Annotated in this window: 23 protein-coding genes and 1 tRNA gene; 15 read left to right on the forward strand and 9 right to left on the reverse strand. The window is 57.0% G+C overall.

Features of this window, described 5'->3' with window-relative positions; genetic code table 11:
* The first annotated feature begins 55 nt into the window (after positions 1-55).
* From DXC18_RS03080 to nagA, 5 genes are all read left to right on the forward strand, one after another.
* On the forward strand, positions 56-856 hold the full coding sequence (locus tag DXC18_RS03080; protein ID WP_035137676.1) for a PTS sugar transporter subunit IIC: 801 nt from the start codon (positions 56-58) through the stop codon (positions 854-856).
* Entirely contained in the window at positions 846-1928 is a 1083-nt protein-coding gene (locus DXC18_RS03085) for a PTS system mannose/fructose/sorbose family transporter subunit IID (protein ID WP_117716287.1), read from the forward strand. Before DXC18_RS03080 ends, DXC18_RS03085 begins: the two co-directional genes overlap by 11 nt.
* Before the next feature lie 186 nt (positions 1929-2114).
* On the forward strand, positions 2115-2846 hold the full coding sequence (locus DXC18_RS03090; RefSeq protein ID WP_117716288.1) for a GntR family transcriptional regulator: 732 nt from the start codon (positions 2115-2117) through the stop codon (positions 2844-2846).
* Between the two features lie 114 nt (positions 2847-2960).
* On the forward strand, positions 2961-4127 hold the full coding sequence (locus DXC18_RS03095; protein WP_117640368.1) for an SIS domain-containing protein: 1167 nt from the start codon (positions 2961-2963) through the stop codon (positions 4125-4127).
* Positions 4128-4245: 118 nt separating this feature from the next.
* On the forward strand, positions 4246-5415 hold the full coding sequence (gene nagA, locus DXC18_RS03100; RefSeq protein ID WP_117716289.1) for an N-acetylglucosamine-6-phosphate deacetylase: 1170 nt from the start codon (positions 4246-4248) through the stop codon (positions 5413-5415).
* A gap of 75 nt (positions 5416-5490) precedes the next feature.
* On the opposite strand, the gene DXC18_RS03105 is transcribed toward nagA, so the two are convergent.
* Entirely contained in the window at positions 5491-6075 is a 585-nt protein-coding gene (locus tag DXC18_RS03105; RefSeq protein WP_035137672.1) for a flavodoxin domain-containing protein, read from the reverse strand.
* A gap of 156 nt (positions 6076-6231) precedes the next feature.
* Here DXC18_RS03105 and DXC18_RS03110 point away from each other — a divergent pair, with 156 nt between their 5' ends.
* The 7 genes from DXC18_RS03110 (at position 6232) to DXC18_RS03140 (ending at position 10839) form a co-directional block, all read left to right on the forward strand.
* On the forward strand, positions 6232-7113 hold the full coding sequence (locus tag DXC18_RS03110) for an aldose 1-epimerase family protein (RefSeq protein ID WP_117716291.1): 882 nt from the start codon (positions 6232-6234) through the stop codon (positions 7111-7113).
* Between the two features lie 59 nt (positions 7114-7172).
* Positions 7173-8108: a hexose kinase gene (locus tag DXC18_RS03115; RefSeq protein ID WP_117716292.1), complete on the forward strand. Its 936-nt coding sequence runs from the start codon at positions 7173-7175 to the stop codon at positions 8106-8108.
* A 27-nt stretch (positions 8109-8135) separates the two neighbouring features.
* Positions 8136-8273: a hypothetical protein gene (locus DXC18_RS03120; RefSeq protein ID WP_199412179.1), complete on the forward strand. Its 138-nt coding sequence runs from the start codon at positions 8136-8138 to the stop codon at positions 8271-8273.
* 32 nt (positions 8274-8305) lie between these two features.
* Positions 8306-8779 (forward strand): YhcH/YjgK/YiaL family protein, encoded by a 474-nt coding sequence (locus tag DXC18_RS03125; protein WP_117716293.1) that lies wholly within the window; start codon positions 8306-8308, stop codon positions 8777-8779.
* 244 nt (positions 8780-9023) lie between these two features.
* Positions 9024-9605 carry a DUF5067 domain-containing protein gene (locus tag DXC18_RS03130; RefSeq protein ID WP_117716294.1) on the forward strand — a complete coding sequence of 194 codons (582 nt, stop codon included), beginning with the start codon at positions 9024-9026 and terminating at the stop codon, positions 9603-9605.
* A gap of 196 nt (positions 9606-9801) precedes the next feature.
* On the forward strand, positions 9802-10263 hold the full coding sequence (locus tag DXC18_RS03135) for a hypothetical protein (RefSeq protein WP_117716295.1): 462 nt from the start codon (positions 9802-9804) through the stop codon (positions 10261-10263).
* A 51-nt stretch (positions 10264-10314) separates the two neighbouring features.
* The gene (locus DXC18_RS03140) at positions 10315-10839 is read left to right on the forward strand and encodes a hypothetical protein (protein ID WP_117716296.1); all 525 of its coding nucleotides are present in this window, start codon (positions 10315-10317) and stop codon (positions 10837-10839) included.
* Between the two features lie 192 nt (positions 10840-11031).
* On the opposite strand, the gene DXC18_RS03145 is transcribed toward DXC18_RS03140, so the two are convergent.
* A tRNA-Thr gene (locus tag DXC18_RS03145) sits at positions 11032-11107 on the reverse strand.
* 157 nt (positions 11108-11264) lie between these two features.
* On the opposite strand from DXC18_RS03145, the gene DXC18_RS03150 reads away from it, so the two are divergent.
* Positions 11265-11759 carry a PTS sugar transporter subunit IIB gene (locus DXC18_RS03150; RefSeq protein WP_117716297.1) on the forward strand — a complete coding sequence of 165 codons (495 nt, stop codon included), beginning with the start codon at positions 11265-11267 and terminating at the stop codon, positions 11757-11759.
* A gap of 68 nt (positions 11760-11827) precedes the next feature.
* On the opposite strand, the gene DXC18_RS03155 is transcribed toward DXC18_RS03150, so the two are convergent.
* From DXC18_RS03155 to DXC18_RS03170, 4 genes are all read right to left on the reverse strand, one after another.
* Positions 11828-12880: an aldose epimerase family protein gene (locus DXC18_RS03155; RefSeq protein ID WP_117716298.1), complete on the reverse strand. Its 1053-nt coding sequence runs from the start codon at positions 12878-12880 to the stop codon at positions 11828-11830.
* A gap of 181 nt (positions 12881-13061) precedes the next feature.
* The gene (locus DXC18_RS03160) at positions 13062-14585 is read right to left on the reverse strand and encodes a PTS transporter subunit IIC (protein ID WP_117716299.1); all 1524 of its coding nucleotides are present in this window, start codon (positions 14583-14585) and stop codon (positions 13062-13064) included.
* Positions 14586-14706: 121 nt separating this feature from the next.
* Positions 14707-15012, reverse strand: coding sequence for a PTS sugar transporter subunit IIB (locus tag DXC18_RS03165; protein WP_117716300.1), 306 nt, complete (start codon positions 15010-15012; stop codon positions 14707-14709).
* Positions 15013-15065: 53 nt separating this feature from the next.
* Positions 15066-15557, reverse strand: coding sequence for a PTS sugar transporter subunit IIA (locus DXC18_RS03170; RefSeq protein ID WP_117716301.1), 492 nt, complete (start codon positions 15555-15557; stop codon positions 15066-15068).
* A gap of 337 nt (positions 15558-15894) precedes the next feature.
* On the opposite strand from DXC18_RS03170, the gene DXC18_RS03175 reads away from it, so the two are divergent.
* Positions 15895-16659: a DeoR/GlpR family DNA-binding transcription regulator gene (locus DXC18_RS03175; protein ID WP_117716302.1), complete on the forward strand. Its 765-nt coding sequence runs from the start codon at positions 15895-15897 to the stop codon at positions 16657-16659.
* A gap of 14 nt (positions 16660-16673) precedes the next feature.
* Here DXC18_RS03175 and DXC18_RS03180 read toward each other — a convergent pair whose 3' ends face one another.
* The 3 genes from DXC18_RS03180 to DXC18_RS03190 form a co-directional block, all read right to left on the reverse strand.
* Positions 16674-16979, reverse strand: coding sequence for a type II toxin-antitoxin system RelE/ParE family toxin (locus DXC18_RS03180; RefSeq protein ID WP_117716303.1), 306 nt, complete (start codon positions 16977-16979; stop codon positions 16674-16676).
* Positions 16969-17235, reverse strand: coding sequence for a type II toxin-antitoxin system Phd/YefM family antitoxin (locus tag DXC18_RS03185; protein ID WP_117716304.1), 267 nt, complete (start codon positions 17233-17235; stop codon positions 16969-16971). The genes DXC18_RS03180 and DXC18_RS03185 overlap by 11 nt, the downstream gene beginning before the upstream one ends.
* Before the next feature lie 541 nt (positions 17236-17776).
* Complete coding sequence (locus DXC18_RS03190) at positions 17777-18766, reverse strand: D-isomer specific 2-hydroxyacid dehydrogenase family protein (protein ID WP_117716305.1); 990 nt, start codon at positions 18764-18766, stop codon at positions 17777-17779.
* A gap of 259 nt (positions 18767-19025) precedes the next feature.
* On the opposite strand from DXC18_RS03190, the gene DXC18_RS03195 reads away from it, so the two are divergent.
* Positions 19026-20936: a transcription antiterminator gene (locus DXC18_RS03195; RefSeq protein WP_117716306.1), complete on the forward strand. Its 1911-nt coding sequence runs from the start codon at positions 19026-19028 to the stop codon at positions 20934-20936.
* Positions 20937-21044: the final 108 nt, after the last annotated feature.

Here is a 21044-nt window from a genome sequence, read left to right on the forward strand (position 1 = left end):
ACATTCTGTACGTGAAATCCAAAGTGCGTACATACATTTTGAAAGGAGGAGCAAGATGGAATACACGATCTTCCAGGTCGCTCTGGTCTTCATCGTCACGTTCGTCGCGGCAATCGACCAGTTTAACTTCCTCGAGTCTCTCTATCAGCCCATCGTCACCGGCGCCGTCATTGGTCTTATCCTTGGCGACCTCAACACCGGTCTTCTCGTGGGTGGTACTTATCAGCTCATGACGATCGGCAACATGCCGATCGGAGGTGCTCAGCCGCCTAACGCCGTCATCGGCGGCATCATGGCAGCCATTCTCGCTATCGCTACGGGCCTCGAGCCCAACGCGGCAGTCGGCCTTGCCATTCCGTTCGCTCTGCTTGGTCAGCTCGGCGTTACCCTGGTCTTCACGCTTATGTCGCCGCTCATGTCCTCCGCGGACAACATGGCTCACAACGCCGACACCAAGGGTATCGAGCGTCTGAACTACTTCGCCATGGCTCTGCTCGGCCTGATCTTCGCTGTCGTCGTCACCCTGTTCTTCATCGCTGGCGCTACCATCGGTCAGACCATCGCTTCCGCCATCCCGACTTGGCTGCAGACCGGTCTCTCCGCTGCAGGCGGCATGATGCGCTTCGTCGGCTTCGCCGTCCTGCTCAAGGTTATGATGAACCGCGATATGTGGGGCTTCTTCCTCATGGGCTTTGGCCTCGCGCTCATCACCGTTGCCAACGATTCTCTGGCAACCCCTGCTCTGCTCATCCTCGCTCTCATCGGCTTCGGCATCGCTTTCTGGGACTTCCAGCAGCAGACCGAGCTGAAGGGTGCAGCTGTTTCTGACGGAGGTGACTTCGAAGATGGCATCTAATGAGTATGTGATCCCGGAGCACTACGAGGATCTTACTCCTGCTCCGCAGCTCGACCAGAAGACCCTCAACAAGATGGCTTGGCGCTCCTGCTTCCTGCAGGCATCGTTCAACTACGAGCGCATGCAGGCCGCTGGCTGGCTCTACTCCATCATCCCCGGTCTGGAGAAGATCCACACCAACAAGAACGACCTCGCGGCTTCCATGAGCCACAACCTGGAGTTCTTCAACACTCACCCGTTCCTCGTCACCTTTGTTATGGGTATCGTGCTTTCGCTCGAGCAGAACAAGGTTGACATCCCCACGATCCGCGCCGTCCGCGTCGCCGCAATGGGCCCGCTCGGTGGTATCGGTGACGCCCTGTTCTGGCTGACGCTCGTGCCTATCACGGCCGGCATCACCTCCAACATGGCTATCAACGGTAACGCCGCTGCGCCGCTGATCTTCCTGGTGATCTTCAACGTCGTCCAGTTCGCTCTGCGCTTCTGGCTCATGAACTGGTCCTACAAGCTTGGCACCAGCGCTATTGACGCTCTGACCGCCAACATGCAGGCCTTTACGCGTGCCGCTTCCATCATGGGCGTCTTCGTCGTCGGTTGCCTGGTCGTCACCATGGGTGGCACCCAGATCAACCTCCAGATCCCCAACGGCACCACCCGCGGCATTGCTGCCCACACGGTTGTCGTCTCCGAGGAGGAGGCCGAGAACTTCACCGGCCTGGAGGGTATTGATACCGAGACCGCTGAGGCTGGCACCATGGCCATGACCGATGCCGACGGTAACGCTCTTACCGCTTCCGATGCCGACGGCAACGCTGTCGAGTGCGGCGTCACCGATCTGGGCAACGGCATGGCGTCCGTTACCTACGGTACCGTCACCGAGGATCCGGTCAACTTCTCCGTTGCCGACACCCTCAATACCATCGTCCCGAAGCTCGTCCCGCTTATGCTTACGCTGCTGCTTTACTACATGTTCGCTAAGCACAGCTGGACCCCGACCAAGGGCATTCTCCTGCTCTTCGTCCTGGGCATCCTGGGCGCTGGCCCGCTTGGTCTCTGGCCGAGCATCTGGTAAGGCTCTAGCTTGAGGGGTGTGTCCCTACGCGGCTCACGCCCCGACCCCTTAAGCCATGTGTATGTTAAAAGCCGCGTGCTCGAAAGAGCGCGCGGCTTTTGTTTTCTTAATGATTCGGGTGTTGCGGACAGATAATGCTTAACACCCAAGGTAGTTAGCCGAGTTCGAGCAAAAAGGGAGGATAGAATGACGATCGGAGCGCGCAAACAGCCCCTATACGATCAGCTGGTCGATATTCTGACCGAAAAGATTGACCATGAATATCATGCCGGTGACATGATTCCTTCCGAGCGCGAATTATCGGAGCGCTATGGTCTCTCGCGCACCACAGTGCGCCTGGCTCTGCAGGAGTTGGAACGCTTGGGGCTGGTGGTTCGGCAGCACGGTCGCGGCACCTTTGTGACCGACCGTTCGGCAAAGGTAACCAATCTTACGCAGTCCTACAGCTTTACCGAGCAGATGCGTGCGATGGGTCGCGAACCAGAGACCACGATTCTCGATTTTTGCGAGATGGAGGCCGATAAGAATCTGGCCGAGCATATGGGGTGCCGCATCGGCGACCGTATCTTTAAGCTCAAGCGCCTTCGTTCCGCCGACAACATGCCCATGATGGTCGAGCGCAGCTATCTGCCGGTGCGTAAGTTCTTGTCGCTCAAGCGTCCGCTCTTGGAGCGTAAACCGCTCTACGATGTGATTGAGCAAGATTTCCAACAAAAGATACGCGTGGCCGAAGAGGAGTTCTATGCGAGCATAGCCCGTCCCACCGACGCTCACCTTTTGGGAATCGTCGAGGGCTCGCCAGTGCTCGATTTGGTCAGGACTACGTATAACGAGTCAAACGAGGTTGTGGAGTATACGCTCTCGGTTGCTCGTGCCGATCAGTTTAAATACAAGGTTTACCACCAGCGTAGCGATTAGTGTCTGCACCGTTTCCATATGATGATTCTTTGTATTTAACTGGTTACTACCAGATAACCAACCGAAGTGTATAATTGCACGTCAGAGGATTACTTCTAGAGAGAGGTATTAGAAATGTTCGAGAAGAGTGTCGAGGAGCTCACCGAGCTCGGCGCCCAGATCACCACGGCCGAGATTGCTCAGCAGCCCGAGCTTTGGCGTGATACGCTCAACATCTATCGCGAGAACAAGGAGGCCATCGAGGCCTTTCTGGCCGAGGCTCGCGCTATGGGCGAGGGCCGTCTGTCCGTTGTCTTCACCGGTGCCGGTACGTCCGACTATGTTGGCGATACCTGCGCCCCGTATCTGCGTCACGCCGGCAACACTGATCTCTACGACTTTAAGCCCATCGCCACGACCGACATCGTGAGCGCCCCGCGCGACTTCCTGCGCGCTGAGGATCCCACGCTCGTGGTTTCCTTTGCCCGCTCTGGCAACAGCCCCGAGAGCCTTGCCGCCGTTGCCGTTGCCAAGGAGCTCGTCCACAACGTCAAGTTCCTCAACATCACCTGCGCGCCCGAAGGCAAGCTCGCCGTCGAGTCCGCCGATGATCCCAATGCGCTGACGCTGCTCATCCCGCGCGCCAACGACAAGGGCTTCGCCATGACCGGCTCCTACACCTGCATGACCCTGCTCTCTACTCTCATCTTTGACGAGGCTTCCGACGAGCAGAAGGCCGAGTGGGTCGAGACCATCGCCAAGATGGGCGAGGAGGTCATCGCTCGCGAGTCTGAGGTTGCCGACTACCTCGCTGGCGACTTCAACCGCGTGACCTACCTTGGCTCCGGCTCCTTTGGCGGCCTTGCTCAGGAGAGCCAGCTCAAGATCCTCGAGCTTGCTCATGGCCTGGTTGCCACTTCCTATGACACCTCCATGGGCTATCGTCACGGACCTAAGTCCTTCGTCGACGATAAGACGCTCGTCTTCGTATTCGTGAACAACGACGCCTACACCCGTCAGTACGACATCGACATCCTCAACGAGATCGGTGGCGACAAGATCGCTCAGCATACCGTTGCCGTTCAGCAGGATGGCGCTACTGTCTACGAGGGTGAGTCCTTCACCTTTAAGGGCTATGAGGCGCTCCCCGAGGGTTACCTCGCCCTGCCGTTCGTGATGTTTGCCCAGGCCATCAGCCTGCTCAACTCCGTGCGCGTGGGCAACACGCCCGATACGCCGAGCCCCACCGGCACGGTCAACCGCGTGGTTAAGGGCGTGACGATTCACCCCTTCACCGCTTAATCGCGTCCCCCTGTAAGGGCGCCCGTCCGCTCATAACGGCGGGCGGGCGCTTTTTGTTTTTACTTGAACCGGGTATAAGTATCACCACGGTCAACTGCTTTAGAAGCAAGGAGTGCATATGAGCACGTACGCAATTAAGGCTGACAAGTTCTTCTTGCCGGCAGGTCCGCAACTGGGCGGCTATCTTATGGTCGAGGATGGCGTCTTTGGCGCCTGGCAGGCCGACGAGCCCTCTTGCGAGATTAAGGACTACACGGGATCCTGGATCGCACCGGGTATGGTCGATACTCACATCCATGGCTTCTACAACCACTCGACTACCGATAACGACCCCGAGGGCATCGATATCAGCTCGACCGAGCTCGCCCGTCGTGGTACCACCAGCTGGCTGCCCACGACGTTCACCGATGGCGTCGAGCAGATCAAGGACGCCTGCGCCGCCATCGCCCAGGCTGACGAAGGCCGCGGCCCCGACTTCTGCGGTGCTCACATTCAGGGCATCTACTTGGAGGGCCCCTTCTTTACCATGAAGCACGTGGGCGCGCAGAACCCCGCTTATCTGATCGACCCCTCCGAGGAGGTCTTCGACCAGTGGCAGGAGGCTGCCGGCGGACGTATCGTTAAGAGTGCCATGGCCGCCGAGCGCGACGGTGCCCCTGCTTATGCGGCTGCTTTGAACGCCAAGGGTGTTGTGACCAGCATCGGTCACTCCGACGCCACCTACGATGAGTGCATCGCCGCCATCAACGCCGGTGCTAGCTGCTTTACGCATACCTATAACGGCCAGCGCGGGCTTCATCACCGTGAGCCCGGCGTCGTGGGTGCTGCCATGTCCACGCCCGAGACCTACGCCGAGATCATCTGTGACGGCAAGCACGTAAACCCTGCCGCCATCAAGGCACTGCTGCAGGCAAAGGGCTGGCAGCACACGGTGCTCATCACCGACTGTCTGGGTTGCGGCGGCATGCCCGAGGGCAGCTACACCAGTGGTGGCATGGACGTCATCATGAAGGACAACCTGTGCTGGCTCGCCGACGGCAAGAGCATTGCCGGCTCGGTGCTCACGCTTGCCCAGGGCGTCAAGAACATTGTCGACTGGGGCATCGCCAGCGCCGATATCGCCATTCGCATGGCAACCGAGGTGCCGGCTCGCTCCGCGCACATCGAGGATAAATGCGGCAGCATCATGCCGGGTCGCGATGCCGACTTTGTCGTGTTCGACCACGAGCTCACCCTCGTCGAGACGTATGTTGGCGGCCAGAGCGTCGGCAACGCCTTTACCGAGTAACGATAGAAAAAGACGGCGGGCCCGAATCTGCTCGGACCCGCCGTATGGGTTAAACGCTCAAAAGCACCTTCACAGTTACAGCTTGTTAGCGATCTTCTTTGCTGTGCGCTTGACGCCGGCCACAAGACCTCCCGCAGGATGCTCCTTTTCGTAGGCTAGACGCTTCTCGCGCTTGGCGTATTCTTCGACGATGATGTCGCCATACTCGTCTTCGATCTTGTCGAAGAAGTCGACGGCGCCCTTAATTTCCTCAGCGGTCGGGTGTCCCTTTTGGACACCGCCGGTGAGTTTGAACGGCCCCCACGTATCAAAGCCGGGGCAGCCGTAGACACCCATGAAGATGGCCTGCCTCATGCGGCAGATGCCATCGATATCCTTGCCGTACCACTTGTTTTTGCCGCCATAGGTCATAAGGCCAAACACCTTGTCCTGCGGCTGCAGCACGTTCGTGAGCACGCGTGCCATGTCCTTGTCGATCTCGGAGTAATAGATGCCCGTGGCGACACCGATCAGATGATATTCGTGCAGGTTGGGATACTCGTTTTTGCCGAGCGCCTTGACGTCGAGGGTATCGATTTCGGGGTGCGCCTCGACGATGGCGTCCACGAGCTTTTTCGTATTGCCGTGGTGGCGTGAGGCATAAAGGATGATGGTTCGCATAAGAAGGCCTTTCAGCTGTAATTGCATCAATGTCTGTATGGTACCCCGTTGCATGGCTGGGATACCGGACGCATCGATGAACGTGCGGGTTTGTCCTTTGGTCAGGGCCGAGACGGGTTCTTGCGAGCAAAAAGCAGTTGTTCGAAAGGATGGACAATGGAATACGCTCTCTCCAACGATTCGATTTCTATCAAGGTCTCCACGGCCGGCGGCTCGTTTACCTCGATTGAGGCTGGAGGTCGCGAGTACCTGTGGCAGGGTGATCCCGCCGTGTGGTCCGGCCAGGCACCGATTTGCTTCCCGATTTGCGGAGGCCTGCGTGATGGTAGCGCCATGACGTTTGCCGGGCATCATGTGAAGCTCGCTCGCCACGGGTTTGCGCGCAAACAGGAGTGGAAGCTGCTGAGCCAGAGCGAGAACGAGCTGGCGATGTGCCTGGCTTCGGAGGATAACGCCGCGCTGCTGAGCGATTATCCGTACCCGTTTAAGCTTGTCGCCCGCTATACGCTCGAGGATGCCGCCGTGCGTGTCTCCTATGAGGTGACCAACGAGGGCACCGAGGACATGCCGTTCTTTATCGGTGGGCACCCTGGCTTTAGGTGTCCGCTCGACGAGGGTGAGACCTATACGGACTACGAGCTGCGCTTTGATAAGGACGAAGCTGCAGAACTCTGCACCGCCGTTCCCTCGACTGGATTGATCGATGTGGCCAACCGTTCCAAGAACCCAATGGTGGGAAAGACGCTGCCTCTGTCGCATGACCTCTTCGATTTTGCGGAGACCATCTTTGACGTGCTCGAGAGCCGTCAGGTCACGCTTTCCAAGAAGGGCGAGGACAAGGGCGTTCGCCTGAGCTTTGAGGGTTTCCCGTATCTCATCGTGTGGAGTAAGCCCGAGGGCGATTTTGTGGCAGTTGAGCCCTGGGGCGGCCTTTCGACCTGCTCCGATGAGGATGACGTGCTTGAGCATAAGCGCGGCTGCCTTGTCGCCAAGCCCAAGGAGACCGTCGTTCGCTCGTTCACGATTGAAATTCTGTAATTCCGTTTTGTCGACTCGTATCGCGAGGCACTAGGAGCCTGCGAGATAAGGAGCTAAAAATGATCCTCACCGTTACGATGAACCCGTCTGTCGATACGCGCTATCAGCTCGATGAGCTCGTTATCGACGACGTCAACCGTGTGACGCCCGAAAAGACCGCCGGCGGCAAGGGCCTCAACGTGGCCCGTGTGCTGGGTCAGCTGGGCGACGACGTCGTGGCAACCGGTCTGCTCGGCGGCCACATGGGTGCTTACATGGCTGAGCTCATGGACGCCAACGGTATTAACAACGACTTTGTGCCCATCAAGGGCGAGACCCGCATCTGCCTCAATATCCTTCATGCCGGCAACCAGACCGAGCTGCTCGAGAGCGGCCCGACAATTGCCCCCGAGGAGCTCGATGCCTTTACCGCCAAGTTTACCGAGCTTACGAGCAAGGCCGACGTCGTCACCATCTCGGGTTCGCTGCCCCGCGGTGTCGAGGCAGACTACTATGCCAAGATCACGGGCATTGCCGAGAACGCCGGTGCCAAGGTGTTGCTCGATACCTCGGGTGCTTCGCTCGAGGCCGCCCTTAAGTCCGAAATTAAGCCCGAGCTGGTCAAGCCTAACCTGACCGAGATCAACGGCCTTTTGGGTACGAACTTTACCACCGACGATGTGGACGAGCTCCGCGCCGCGCTCGCCTCTGATGCCCGCTTCTCCGATATCCCCTGGGTCGTCGTGTCCATGGGCGCTGCCGGCTCCGTTGGCTTCCACAATGGCCGTGCGTTCCGCGCAAAGACGCCCGATATCCCTGCCGTTAACGCCACGGGCTCTGGTGACTCCACTATCGCTGGCTTCGCGCATGCCATTGCTGCTGGCGCGGACGACGAGACGGTGCTGCGTACCGCCAACACCTGCGGCAAGCTCAATGCCATGGATCCCATGACCGGCCATCTGGTCATGGACCGTTGGGACGAGGTCTACAACGGCGTTGTCGTGACCGAGCTGTAAAAGCCTGGGCGTCGGCCCCGGCATTGCTTGCTAGCTCATGTCGACGACAAGTGCGGTAGCATTATGCTGGGGCGCGACGCCGAGTTTGTCGTGTTCAATCCCGACCTTACCCTGGTCGAGGCGTATGTGGGTGGCAACAGCGTCGGTAACGCGTTTGCCGAGTAGCCGCCAAAGAAGCGATCCGAGAGGGGATTTAGATGATTTACGGTGCATTGGGCGATATCGAGGAGTACCGCGGAATGCTCAAGGGCCTCGACGTGCTGATCGACTGGCTCGAGGAGAACGACCCGGCAGAGCTCGAGGTCGGCAGCCATCCGATTCTGGGCGACAAGGTCTATGCGAACGTCATGGCTCCCACGACGCGTCCCGAGGCCGAGGCTCACTATGAGACGCATCAGCGCTATCACGACCTGCAGATCGACGTCGAGGGTCGCGAGGCCTTTAAGGTCGCCACGGGCAGCCTGACGCTGGTTCAGGAGTTTGACGAGAAGGACGACTACGATCTGGTCGATTCCGACGCTTCGATCGCCGGCGATCTTGCCGACGACAAGTTTGCGCTGTTCGTTGCCGGCGAGCCCCACATGCCCACGCTCGAGTTCCCGGGCGATGGCGCACAGCCGGTCAAGAAGATCTGCTTTAAGTTGCTTGCCGACGCCTACTGGGAGGAGTAGCGAGCTGCTCGGCTGAGCTGTTCGTCTGATGGCGTGATTCCATTGAGGAGCGCGCTTGGGCCCCGCTGATTGCGGTTCCTTTGGGGATTGCGGTTGGCGGGGCTTTTATATTGGGCGCACATCTTTTGCAACAGCTGAATAAGACCTCATAGCGCTGCTATTGGGACTCAATTGATACTAAGTGCATGAAGATTAATTAGAATAATTAGGGAAACAGAGAGAACTAATTGACAGGAGATTCCTCATGAAGCTCAGCGCGACCGCTTTAATTCCAAGGCGTGCATTCTTGGCATTGGGGCTTGCGGCTGGTTCCGCTTGCCTCGCCGCCTGTTCAGGAAAAGACTCCAAGGGGAGCTATGATGATGGCTATGCCGCGGGCTATGCTGCCGCACAGGCTGATGCTGCTGGAAAAAAGAGCGGCAGCAACGGGAATAACGATATCCCAGTATCAGGTATTGAGTACACCATCACAGGGGCGCAGCGCGGAGTAGAGAGCTTTGGTGACGGTAAGCCACTGTTGATTCTGAACTTGACCGCAAAAAATGTGTCGGAAGACCTTCAGACTGTCATGTTTTCCGGTAATGAGATATTGGCTTTTCAGGACGGCAAGGGGCTTAATCCGAGTATGTTGGTGGAAGGCCTTGATCTTCCTGAGTCGCGTCAGATACAACCTGGCACGGTTCTTGAGGGCTGGCTTGGTTACGAGCTGATCGACGAAACAACGCCAGTTGAATGTGAGGCTGGCGGCCAAATTGCTTCTTCCGATAATAATGAAGCCATCTATGGGCTGACTAATCCGCAGACTATCGATCTGAGTACTCTTTAATCATTACTCATACGTTTAAAAAGCTGTCCAGACCTTTGATTTGGGTTAAGGGACCCCCCTAATCAAAGAGCCCAAATTTAGGACGGGAGCAGGTACGGTTTAGTCTTTGATCTAAGATTGAGCTGTTACGACGTTGTGGGAACTCTATCGGCAAGAAGCCGTTAATATGCCGGTAGACGATCGATTGGAAGGCTGTATGGACGTCAGGCTGCTTGGAAAGAAAAACGAGGGCGAGGGTCTTGAGGTCGCCGTTCCCGTTGATTCGGCTTTTGCAGAGCTAAAAGACAAGAGCGACGAGCAGCTGGCGGAGGCCCAGAGATTTTTGATTGACTTTATGAAAAAGGTTGCTCGGTTAAAGGGAGTGAGAATTGATCGGCTCCATTTCCTCCGCTCGGAGCTGAGGAAGAAGGGCGTCCATAAAGATGTTGTCGAGCTTGCCGTGGAAACAACCCCCGTTACTGCCGGAATCGATGCGAGTCTAATCGATAGAATTGCTAGGGAAGTAATTGATTTTGAGACAAAGAAGTCAACGGTCCTTTCCTTTGCAGCGGGTCTTCCCGGAGGTGTCGCGATGGCGGGCACCATTCCTGCCGATATGACGCAATACTACGTGCACGCATTCAGGATTATGCAGAAGTTGGCATACCTGTATGGCTAGCAGACCTTTTTTGAAGAATGTGACGACGTTGATGACGAGACTCTCTACGAAATGGCAGTGTTGCTCGGTGTAATGATGGGTGTAGGCAGTGCGAATTCGATGCTAACCGTAATCGCCAAAAACGCCCAAGAGACGGTCGCGAAAAAGGTCGCTCGCCAGTCGCTAACCAAGACCAGTTGGTATCCGATCCTAAAGAAGCTCTTGAGCTTCATAGGTATCAAGATAACCAAGCAGACGGTGGGGGATGCCGCTGGTAAGGTTGTTGCGGGCGTCGGCGGCGTAATCTCTGGTGCTATCACCTTTATGGGTCTTTCAAAGGGATCGGCGCGCTTGTGTAGGCAGCTTAAGTGCTTGCCGCAGGCAAACGAGCGGATTCCTGGCACTGGGTACCATGAAAAGGATGAGGCCGCGGTTGCCAAGAGGCGGATCGACGTAGCGGAACCCCTCTTTATCGATAAGTTTGGATTTACCCCCATGTTCTACGGCTCTATTGTTGAATATGCTGACCGGCTGGAGGAGTCGCTGGCGACTGGGAAAACGAAGCTCGATGTGTGTAATCCGGACTTTATTCTTTGATGCTCGACGGAATTGGGCTATGTATAACAGGGTTGTCGAGCGTTCTAACGTGAACGTTGGATGATGCTGACTCTTTATGAAAAACGATTAAAAAAGTTTTTCACTCCGTTTTCACTCCTCAGAGAGGGAGAAGAGGGCCGTGAAAAAGAAAAAGCTCAGAAGCAATTAAGCTTCTGAGCTGCACGAATACAATGGAGCCAGCGACCGGGCTCGAACCGGTGACCCCCGCTTTACGAGAGCGGTGCTCTACCAACTGAGCTACGCTGGCGGCCATGTGGTGACGCAGCTGAGGCGTCAACGGCTGTTTATGATACGGGACATCGCACATCCGCGCAAGGGTTCTGACGGCTTTTCTCACTTTAAATGCACTAATATTGGAGACGTGATGTCTTGCCCTTACGGGTCTCAAGCAGAATGGGGCAGCCATGGCTCAACCCAAGATCCTTCTCACGCGTATCGATGACCGTTTCATTTACGGGCAAGATGTTGAGCAGTGGAACGAAGCCGTGGGTTCCAACCTCGTCCTAATCGTCAACGACGAGATCGCGGCGGATTCGCGCCAGTGGGCGCCCATGAGGGTGGCGGCGCCAGAAGGCGTTTGGACACGGTTTTTCTCGGTGCAAAGGACCATTGATATCATTCATACCGCAACGCCGCGTCAATGGATTCTGATTATGGTGGCGTCGCCCGCGGATGCGCTCGCGCTGGTTAAGGGTGGTGTGCCAATAACCAAGATCAGCATTGGCCATATGCAGGCAGGGGAGGGAAAGCGCTCTGTAACGCCTGCCGTTGCCATAGACGATACGGACATCGCCGCCCTCGAAGAACTGCGAGAACTAGGCATAGAGCTAGAAATCCGCTTACTCCCCAGCTCCGACCCCGATCCCATCCAACTAGTCATCCAAGAACGTCCCCAATGACTAGGTAGAAAAACGCCCGTCGGCGGTGTGCCGGCGGGCGTTGCTGTGCGATATGTCGCGTTGTGGGCTTAGTGCCTCATAAAGTGGTACTCGATCACATTGCTATAGGGGTGACCCGGGCCCACAATGCCCTGCGGGAACAGCGGCTGGTGCGGCGTGTCGGGGTACATCTCGGCCTCGAGGGCAAAGCCGGCGCCCCAGCCATAGTTGGCATCGTCCTTGGCATGCTCGTCGCCCAACCAGTTGCCGGTGTAGAGCTGCACGCCCGGGGCGGTGGTGTAGTAATCCAGCTCACGACCGGTCCACATTTCCTCGACGTGCATCGCGCGGCGCAGATTACGGCCGTACTGATAGCCATCGATGCACAGGCAGTGGTCGTAGCCACGGGCCTGCTTAATCTGCGGATCGTCGGCCTCCATGCCAGGCGCGACGGGGCGCAACTCGCGAAAGTCAAACGGAGTTCCCTCGACTGGAGCGATCTCGCCGGTGGGGATGTTCTGCTCATCGATGGGCAGGTAGTGGGCAGCGTTGGCAACGAAGAAGTGCTCGCAGTCCATGCCGGCGTTATGACCGGCAAGGTTAAAGTACGTGTGGTTGGTCATGGACACGTACGTGGCGCGGTCGCTCTCGCAGCCATATTCGATACGGAAGCAGCCGGTGCGCGTCACGGTAAACACGGCCGTAAAGGTGCGGTTGCCGGGCAGGCCCAGCTCGCCATCTTCAAGCGAGGTGGTCATGCGCACGGCATTGTGGACCTCGTCGAGCTCAACGTCCCACACGCGCTTGTGCAGGCCGTACTCAAGATCGCTGTGCAGGTTGTTGGCGCCCTCGTTGGCGGGCATATGCCAGTCCGTGCCGGCGATGGTAATCGTGGCACCTGCAGTGCGGTTGGCCACAGGTCCGATGGTCGCGCCAAAGCAGGCGGGGTTGTCAAAGTAATCCTCGAGCTTATCGAAGCCCAGCACCACATCGCGCACGTTGCCGGGGATGTCGGGCACGTCGATGCCCAACACGGTGGCGCCATAGTCCATAATGCGAACGCAGATCTCGGGCCCGTTGAGGGTGTAACGATGAACGGGGGTACCGCACGGCGCGGTGCCGAAAAGCTCGGAAGTGATCATTTAGTTCCTAACATCGAGGTATTTCCGACAAACTGTAGCGCGAACGGGCGAGATTATCACTACACCCCACTAAAGCAGGGGGTATTTTTCTCAAAAAAGTGATGATTGACTTACTGTGACGAAAAAAAGAAACCCGCCGGGATGCGACGGGTTTCTTCCACAGGGGATATGTGGCAATGAGTTAGGCGTTTGCCTTTGCGGACTCGGCTTCCTTGGCAGCCTTGAGGTCCTCCTCGGTAAACTTGCCGGTGGTGAGCGGCGAGAGGGTGCACTTGTCCTGCTTCGCGTACTCGATGTTACGGGCGATCATCTGCTTGCGATACCAAGCGAAGAGCGCGACGTACACGACGATGGCAACGACCGTGGCGATGATCATGGCCACATCGCCCGTGGTCGCCTTGCCCACGAAGAAGGCCAGGAACTTCTCGACAGGTCCTTCCATGGTGGTCTGAGAGATCAGACCAGTAACGCCATCGGGGAAAGCGCCGACAGTCTTAGCGGTAAAGGTAACGAAATCGGCGACGAGGGTGCCAGCGCCCAGGAAGACGGGCAGCAGGACAGCGCCAATGACGACCATGCGAATCACGCGGCCGCGGGTGACAACGAGCAGTGCCGGCGTCAGGCCCATGGCGATGATGCCACCGAGCGGCAGCAGGCCGTTCCAAGTGCCAGTCGGGGAGAAGGGGAAGGGAACGTTGGCGAGCAGCAGTGCCTCACCCAGCATGACGGGGGCAAGGATGTTGGCAGCAGCCCAGATCTCGGCGCGGCCGGCGATGAAGGGCCAGTCGAGGCCGACGTTGAGGGTGCGGCCCTGGAGCCACTTGCTGTTGTTAGCAAAGTCGGAGATGCCCTGAGACAGCGGCTCGACGGCTGCGATGAACCAAGAGCCGATCATCGAGAACAGCTCGAGGCAGGTTGCGGCGGTAAAGGCGAGCGTGCAGATCTGCTGCGGGGTCTGGTGCGAAAGAAGGCCGACGAAGACGCCCAGGTAGATGCCAATAGCAAACTTGGAGCCCCAGAAGCCGATCATGTTGTTGAGCTTGGCAGCGTCGAAGTCGTACTTGTCGAGGAAGGGGAGCACCTTGTCGATAATCTTGTTGAGCAGCATGGCCAGCGGGTTCATCATGTAGTTCATGTGAGTCGTGGTCATGGGGTTCTCCTCGGGAGCACCCAAAAGATCGTTGAACGTGGGCTTCATAAGGTCGGAGTTCATGATCTTCATAACGCCGACGAAGACGACGAGCAGCGTGGCGACGACAATGTTGGCGCCAAAGTAGATGCAGGCAAGGCCGACAAAGGCGAGGTGCCAAACGTCAAAGATGTCGACGTCGATGGTGTTGGTCTTGGCGAGCACGATCATCACGATGTTGACGATGACGAGGACCATCAGGAAGTACAGCGTGTAGGGAGAACCCCAGGTGATGGTGGCCAGCGGTGCCCAGCCCACGTCGGTAACGGTGAGCTGAAGGCCGGTGGACTCAACAAACGTCGTCATGGCGCTCGAGAAGGCCGTCGTCAGAATGTTGATGATGGCGCCGATGCCGGTAATGGCGATGCCGAGCTTAAGACCGCCCTCGAGGGCCTTGGTAAACTTAACTTTGAAGAGAAGGGCAATAACCGTCAAAACGATGGTCATCATAGGGGCTGCGCCAAGGTCGATCAGCGGCTGAAAGACGGCATTAGCAAACCCGATTACTGCGTCCATGTCTCCCTCTTTCCTAAAAGAGAATTTCCTTTTCCGTATGTTGCCTTAAAAAAGGAAGATGCCGTTCCCGGTCGTCATCTTCCTTAAAGCCAAAGATTGTGCAGAGCGAAGCTGCAAATGATTAGTTGAGACCCTTTTCCTTGATAATGGCCTCAATCTTGTCGTAAACCGGCTTAGCCATAGCAGGCATGCGATAGAGGATCGGGCCGGCGTCGACGATCGGAGTCTTAACCTCAAAGCCAAAATCGGTCTTGGCGATCTGGGCGAAGATGTCGTACTGAGAGAGCATCTCCTCGTTAACGTCCTTGATCATCACGGCGTCGCAGTGCAGGTTGTAGCCGCGATTCTTGAACTCGGACTCGATGGCGTCCTTGATCTGATGGCTGGAGTTAACACCGGCGCCACAAGCTGCGAGAACCTTAATCATGATGAATTCCTTTCTCTATGCGGGTTATTCCGCGGATTCCTAAGGGTAATTGGCTAGTCGGCAGGAAAGTTGTCGACCAAGAACTGGTAGATGGCCTTGGCGTCGGTCATGGAGAACAGCTCCTTGACGCGATCGGTGCCAAGAGCGTTAACGAAGTCCATGATCTTGGCGAGGATGCCCACCTGGGCCTCCTTGTCGTCGTTGAGGATCATAAACAGGAACGAGACGGGGAAGGTCTGCGAGGGGTCGATCATGGAGTGCCACTCGACGGGGGTCGTCAGCTTGACGGGGACGATGCGGCGGGTGTGAACGAATTCGACCTCGGTGTGGGGAACGGCAAAGCTGGGCAACTCGGGGTCGACGACAGACATATCCATGCCGGTGGGGTAGCCCTTTTCGCGCTCGATGATGTTCTCGAGAAACGCGGGCGCCACATAGTTTTTGAGTGACAGCTTATTGGCGATCTCGGTAAAGACCTCTTCTTGCGTGGTGCGGTCGCAAACAAACACGGTGTCTTCGAAGAACAGATTGCTCTCTGCGGACATGTCTGCAACTCCTTCCGTTCCATACAGATCGAACATGTTCGAATCTGTTTGTTTAAGTTCTCTGTTATTTAAGTCTAAGAGAATTAGTGTGTCAATCTGTTTTCTATTGTTCGGCAAAGTTCAATTTGCTTTATTGAGGCAACATTGGATTGAAATGATTTTAAAATCGCAGCTTTTTGCCTATGTATAGCTGAAGTTGATGTGTCGGATACATTCGATATTCAACGTTTGGCGTTTACTATCCTACCGTTCACCGGGAAAAACCGACCGTTTAGGGTGAGTGAGCATAAATGTTCGATTACTATAAATGCGAACAAAACCACTCAAAGGAGTAAAAATGATTAAGGCGGAGCGTCAGGATAAGGTTCGTCAGCTGCTCGAGGAGCAGGGTACGGTCTCGGTCAAGGAGATCTCGGATGCGCTGGGCGTTTCGGACATGACGATCCGTCGCGACCTTGAGGAACTTGCGAGCCTGGGCGAGATTGAGCGCGTGCACGGCGGAGCCCGCAGTGCGCAGGGCCGTCCCCACGCTATGTTGCGCCATGAGTATTCGCACAGTGAAAAGCGCACCAAGCATGCCGAGGAAAAGCTGCAGATTGCGCGCCGTGCTGTGGAGCTTATCGAGGAGGGCTCGACCATCTTTTTGGGCACGGGCACCACGGTTGAGCAGATGGCCTCGATGCTGCCGACGTTTCGCCTGCGCATTGTGACCAATTCGCTTTCGGTGTTTAACCTGCTCGAGGCGCGCGAAGACTGCGAGCTGTGCCTCGTGGGCGGTATGTACCGTCGCCGCACCGCCGCTTTTGTGGGACCAACGGCCGAGGATACCCTGCGCGCGCTGGGCATCGATGCGGCGTTTATCGGCGCCAACGGCATCTTGGACGGTGACGTGTCTACGTCCAACATGGACGAGGGCCGTATCCAGCAGCTCGCCTTTAGCAAGGCCGACTCGCGCTACCTGATCGCCGACTCCAGCAAGATCGGCAAGCGCGACTTCTACACCTTCTGCCGCCTGGACAGCTTGGACGCCGTGGTGTGCGAGCCGGATATTGCCGACGAGGACCGCGCCGCCATCGAGGAGCACACGCAGGTCATTTGCTAGCGAGTGCCGCCGTGCTAGATCAGGCGGGCGTAGTCCTGTGACTGGTGAAAGACGTGGGCGATATAGATCGCATCGTGCTCAAACTTGTAAAGGCACGCGTAGTTGTCGACGGGAAACGATCGATAATTGCGTGTCGCCAGTTCCCGTATGTGGGAGAGGGGCCGTAGGAGCGACTGCTCGCGAAGCAGGTCAAGCTGATATTCAAACTCGGCAACAAAATTGCCCGCTGCACGTGGATTCATGAGGATTTGAGCAAGGTATCCGACAATACTCTCGTACTCATATCGTGCGCTTTTGAGTATTACGACGTTATAGGTCATATTTGTCTCGCATCGCGGTCGCGAAGGAGTCGTAGTCGCTGTAGTCGCCTTGCGATATCTCGTCTTCTGCCAGCATCATACGAGACAGCAGCTTGGCTTTGGCGATTTCTTCTTGCATGAGGCGATACTGGTCGCTGCTGATGCAGTGCATGGCCTCGTAGCCGTTCTTAGTTACGGTGACGTCGCGCTCAGACTCAACAAGTGCGGTGAATGTGGCAGTGTCCTTCATGTCTCGGACGGGCACACAGATGGGCATAGGTATCTCCTTCGCATTGGGACATAATTGTGCCACGTCATAAAAAATTGTCGGCGCCGCTGAATTGTCTCAATCTGTAACAGGTAGGACCGAAAAGTTCGGTTAGATGTTACGGATTGAGACAAACGTGCGGCGCGGGCCGCTCAAAAGCAAAAAAGGCAGATACGACCAAGGATGCGGGGCATCTACCGGGAAGGTCGTATCCGCCACACGGAAAGAGGCGCATGGACGCAGCGCCCATGCAATCGGGATTGGTAAGGTGCTCAATCGCGCGCGATAGTCGCGGCGGCCGGTGGAGCAGGCTTGCAAGCATGGGCAAGTGACACGCTCAACACGATTCTAAAAACAAAAAGGCCAGGATGCAGTTCATCCGGTGGTGTGTTCATCGCCTTCGTTGCCAGATTGCTCTGCACGCTGGCGCGTTGCGACGAGTTATGAGCCCATATCATGCTGAGAAGGCAAAGCCCAAGAACAAAAGTATCCCCGTCGGACCTAAGTTCCGACGGGGGCTACGGTGCGCTATCGCGCTGAATGGGTGTGATTACAATTGAGTGGCACAGGTACCCTCAACCATAGCGGGAACAGCGGCAACGCCCTGCTCGACCATGCAGTTTACATCGATATCGGTGTAGAACGCGATGTGGTTGGTGAGCAGCACGTTGGGGAACTGGCGTAGGTAAGCCATCTTGCGGTTGGCAAGAATGTCGTGCATACGGTTCTCATGGTAGATGCCCACTTCGTCCTCGAAGACGTCCATAGCAAGCGCACCGATCTTTTCGGACTCAATCGCCTCGATGACGGCATCGGTGTCGATGAGCTCACCGCGCGAGACGTTGACGATGGTCACATCTTCGCGCATCTTGGCGATGGCATCGGCATTGATGATGCCGCGGGTGGAGTCCATGAGGGGCACGTGCAGGGTGATGACGTCGGAGTTGGCAACGAGCGTATCCATGTCAACGTACTCGAGGCTGTCGCGGTTTGCCAGCTCGGCATTGGGGTAGGGATCGTAGGCCAAGATCTTGCAGCCAAAGCCGGAGAGGTTGTCGATGACGGTGCGACCAATGCGGCCGGTGCCAACCACGCCCACGGTCAGCGTGCGCAGTTCGCGGCCCAGCAGCCCGTCCAGGGAGTAGTCATTCACCTGCTGGCGCCAAATGGCGGCCTTGCAGCGGCGCAAGGCCATCAGGATGAGCATAACGGTGAACTCGGCAACGCCGTAGGGCGGATAGGCGGTGTTGCACACCTTGATGCCCAGCTCCTGGGCGCGCTTGACGTCCACGTGGTTGAAGCCGACGCAGCGGATAGCGATGTAACGAACGCCCAGCTCGTGCGCGCGCTCCACCAAAGCGGCGGACATCACGGATTTGTTGTTGATGATGATTCCCTCGCAGCCTGCAACGGAGTCAATGTTAGCTTCGGAGAGGATTTGAGTGTCAAAGGAGATGGAGTAGCCTGCTGGAAGATTGGCGGCAGCGCGCATGTAGGCGGCGACCTCGTCGTCGCGCAATTCGAACAGTCTGATGTTCATAGCGTTCCTTTTCTATGTCGGCGTATGATACGTCGCGGCCGGTGCCCGTGTGGCCCGTCCGCCGCGCTCGGGGATACCGTTCCCGTGGCGCGTTCATCGTCGTTACGATAATAGGCGGGTTTTTCGTGCTGCAACATCGCATAACCAGCACTTCCACGATTGCTATTTCACCTACGCGGTGAAAGATTTGAATGCGCGTGAAATTGGCAGGTCCTATGACGGAAGGTATAGTTATCTGAGACGATGATAGGAGGGTGCCGTGAGTTCCGATCGAAGCAGGGAAATTGTTCGTATTCTCGAAAGCGGGGCGTCCTGGACCACGGCGTCTCAGATCGCTTCGCAGGTTGGATGCTCTTCCCGTACTGTCAAAAGCGACATCACCGCGCTGAATCGCACCCATGAGGGCATGATTGTTGCCAGCTCGAAGGGCTATCGTATCGAGGATGCCACAGCAGCGGCGCAGCTGCTGTCGCAGCAGGCGAACGAGGTGCCGCAGACGGCCGAGGCGCGCAAGCGTTATATTCTGTTTGAACTGCTGATGCGCCACCGCAAGGTGCGCGCGGCTGATTTGGCGGAAAGCCTCTATATCTCGCTTGCGACGCTCGATAATGAGCTGGTTGCCATCAAACGAGAGTTGTCCGGGTACGGCCTGGTGCTGCGTTCGCGCGCGGGCTCGCTGTATATCGATGGCAGTGCATCGGGTGAGAAGAAGATGGTCAACCAGCTGATCTTTGACGAGACGAAGGACTATTTCAGCCAAATCGACCTTATCAATCGCTATTTCCCCAAGCTCGACCTCGCGCAGTTGCAGGAGCGCATCGACGCATGCCTGAAGCGCCGCGGGTTCTACATCAACGGCTATGCGCTCTCGAGCCTCATCATACATATTGCCATCTTCGTGGAGCGCACAAGCAATGGGTTCGAGTCGGTACCGACGACGGTCAAGGCGGCTCAGCCCGCCGGTAACGAGGCGCGCGAGGGTCTTGACGAGGTGGCGGGTGAGGTTTGCGCGGCTATCGAGGACCTTTTCTCTATGCTCGTGTCCGATGCCGATCGCGATGCCGTCCGCTTGATGCTGGGTGCAAACTTGATTCATGCGAATCGTTTTGAACCAAGTGACCCGGAGCACCGGCATGCGCGCGAGCTGTTGGGTGCGATTGTGGAGCGCGTGCACGATCAATTCGGGCTTAATTTGAGCGATGGCGAGTTTGAGCTTCGTTTCTCTCTGCATCTGGCCAATATGCTATCCCGCGTGCGCTGCGGGATGCTGTTGCGTAACCCGCAGCTCGAGGCCATCAAGAGCAGTCAACCGTTTATTTACGATGTTGCGGTGTTTGTCGCCGATGTCATCGCTGCGGAGACCGGCGTTTCTGTCAACGAAGACGAAATCGCCTACATCGCGCTCCACGTGGGGTGCTTGGTGGAGGGGCAGCGCGCCAATGCCGATAAACTGCATGCGCTGGTGGTGTGCACACGTCACAACGCCTACGAGACTCATATCGACAGTTTCCTCGATGCCCTTGATGCTTGTGTGGTGGTTGAGGGTATCGTGCCTGCCATCGACGCGGCGGGTGACATCTCGCGCGTTGACCTCGTGATTTCAACCGTGCCGCTGTCGGGGTATTGCCCGGTACCGGTGGTTAATGTCTCTCCGTTCTTTAGCAAGCAAGATATTTCGCTGATGCGTGAGCGTGTCGAAGCGCTGCTTAAGGCGCGCCTGCGGACAAACCTTGAGTGCAGCATGCGCACCTTCTTCACCGAGGATTTCTTTGCGATCGAGCCCGAGGTTGACGATTGGCGCGATGCGATTTGCAAGATGAGTGCGCCGCTGATCGAGGGTGGCTACGCGTTTGAGAATTTTACTGAGCGCCTACTGGAGCGTGAGGACATCAGCTCCAGTGCATACTGTGACATCGCGATGCCACACCCGCTCGATATGGACGCCAAGCGCACTGCCGTCTCGGTCGCTCTGTTCCCGCGCGGCCTTGCGTGGAACAACGCGACGGTGCATGCGGTGATCATGCTGTCGATTACCCGTGATGACCGGGCGTTTTTTGGCGAGCTGTTCAATTACATCTCGGGCGTGCTACTCAAGCCCGGTGCTGTGCGCGCCATCTCCCATGCAAAAAGCTACCAGGAGTTCTTGGACGCCCTGTTGCGTTGTGCGTAGGGTTTGCGTACAAGCGGGGGTGGCTACGTCAAAAAGGCCCTCCGTCGGGTGGTCGCCTTCTCGCTTGTCGCTTCGCGACATTTCAACTCATAAATAACAACGCCCGCT

It is taken from the genome of Collinsella sp. OM08-14AT, assembly GCF_003438115.1.
Lineage (GTDB): Bacteria > Actinomycetota > Coriobacteriia > Coriobacteriales > Coriobacteriaceae > Collinsella.

Excerpts from the sequence above, each read along its gene's own strand:
- DXC18_RS03105 (WP_035137672.1), bottom strand. The coding sequence starts at position 6,075 with ATGCGAACCATCATCCTTTATGCCTCACGCCACCACGGCAATACGAAA.
- DXC18_RS03165 (WP_117716300.1), bottom strand. The coding sequence starts at position 15,012 with ATGATTAAGGTTCTCGCAGCTTGTGGCGCCGGTGTTAACTCCAGCCAT.
- DXC18_RS03135 (WP_117716295.1), top strand. The coding sequence starts at position 9,802 with ATGGACGTCAGGCTGCTTGGAAAGAAAAACGAGGGCGAGGGTCTTGAG.
- DXC18_RS03180 (WP_117716303.1), bottom strand. The coding sequence starts at position 16,979 with ATGACCTATAACGTCGTAATACTCAAAAGCGCACGATATGAGTACGAG.
- DXC18_RS03190 (WP_117716305.1), bottom strand. The coding sequence starts at position 18,766 with ATGAACATCAGACTGTTCGAATTGCGCGACGACGAGGTCGCCGCCTAC.
- DXC18_RS03155 (WP_117716298.1), bottom strand. The coding sequence starts at position 12,880 with ATGATCACTTCCGAGCTTTTCGGCACCGCGCCGTGCGGTACCCCCGTT.
- DXC18_RS03140 (WP_117716296.1), top strand. The coding sequence starts at position 10,315 with ATGGCAGTGTTGCTCGGTGTAATGATGGGTGTAGGCAGTGCGAATTCG.
- DXC18_RS03170 (WP_117716301.1), bottom strand. The coding sequence starts at position 15,557 with ATGTCCGCAGAGAGCAATCTGTTCTTCGAAGACACCGTGTTTGTTTGC.
- DXC18_RS03160 (WP_117716299.1), bottom strand. The coding sequence starts at position 14,585 with ATGGACGCAGTAATCGGGTTTGCTAATGCCGTCTTTCAGCCGCTGATC.
- DXC18_RS03085 (WP_117716287.1), top strand. The coding sequence starts at position 846 with ATGGCATCTAATGAGTATGTGATCCCGGAGCACTACGAGGATCTTACT.
- DXC18_RS03175 (WP_117716302.1), top strand. The coding sequence starts at position 15,895 with ATGATTAAGGCGGAGCGTCAGGATAAGGTTCGTCAGCTGCTCGAGGAG.
- DXC18_RS03115 (WP_117716292.1), top strand. The coding sequence starts at position 7,173 with ATGATCCTCACCGTTACGATGAACCCGTCTGTCGATACGCGCTATCAG.
- DXC18_RS03090 (WP_117716288.1), top strand. The coding sequence starts at position 2,115 with ATGACGATCGGAGCGCGCAAACAGCCCCTATACGATCAGCTGGTCGAT.
- DXC18_RS03130 (WP_117716294.1), top strand. The coding sequence starts at position 9,024 with ATGAAGCTCAGCGCGACCGCTTTAATTCCAAGGCGTGCATTCTTGGCA.
- DXC18_RS03125 (WP_117716293.1), top strand. The coding sequence starts at position 8,306 with ATGATTTACGGTGCATTGGGCGATATCGAGGAGTACCGCGGAATGCTC.
- DXC18_RS03150 (WP_117716297.1), top strand. The coding sequence starts at position 11,265 with ATGGCTCAACCCAAGATCCTTCTCACGCGTATCGATGACCGTTTCATT.
- nagA (WP_117716289.1), top strand. The coding sequence starts at position 4,246 with ATGAGCACGTACGCAATTAAGGCTGACAAGTTCTTCTTGCCGGCAGGT.
- DXC18_RS03095 (WP_117640368.1), top strand. The coding sequence starts at position 2,961 with ATGTTCGAGAAGAGTGTCGAGGAGCTCACCGAGCTCGGCGCCCAGATC.
- DXC18_RS03185 (WP_117716304.1), bottom strand. The coding sequence starts at position 17,235 with ATGCCCATCTGTGTGCCCGTCCGAGACATGAAGGACACTGCCACATTC.
- DXC18_RS03110 (WP_117716291.1), top strand. The coding sequence starts at position 6,232 with ATGGAATACGCTCTCTCCAACGATTCGATTTCTATCAAGGTCTCCACG.
- DXC18_RS03080 (WP_035137676.1), top strand. The coding sequence starts at position 56 with ATGGAATACACGATCTTCCAGGTCGCTCTGGTCTTCATCGTCACGTTC.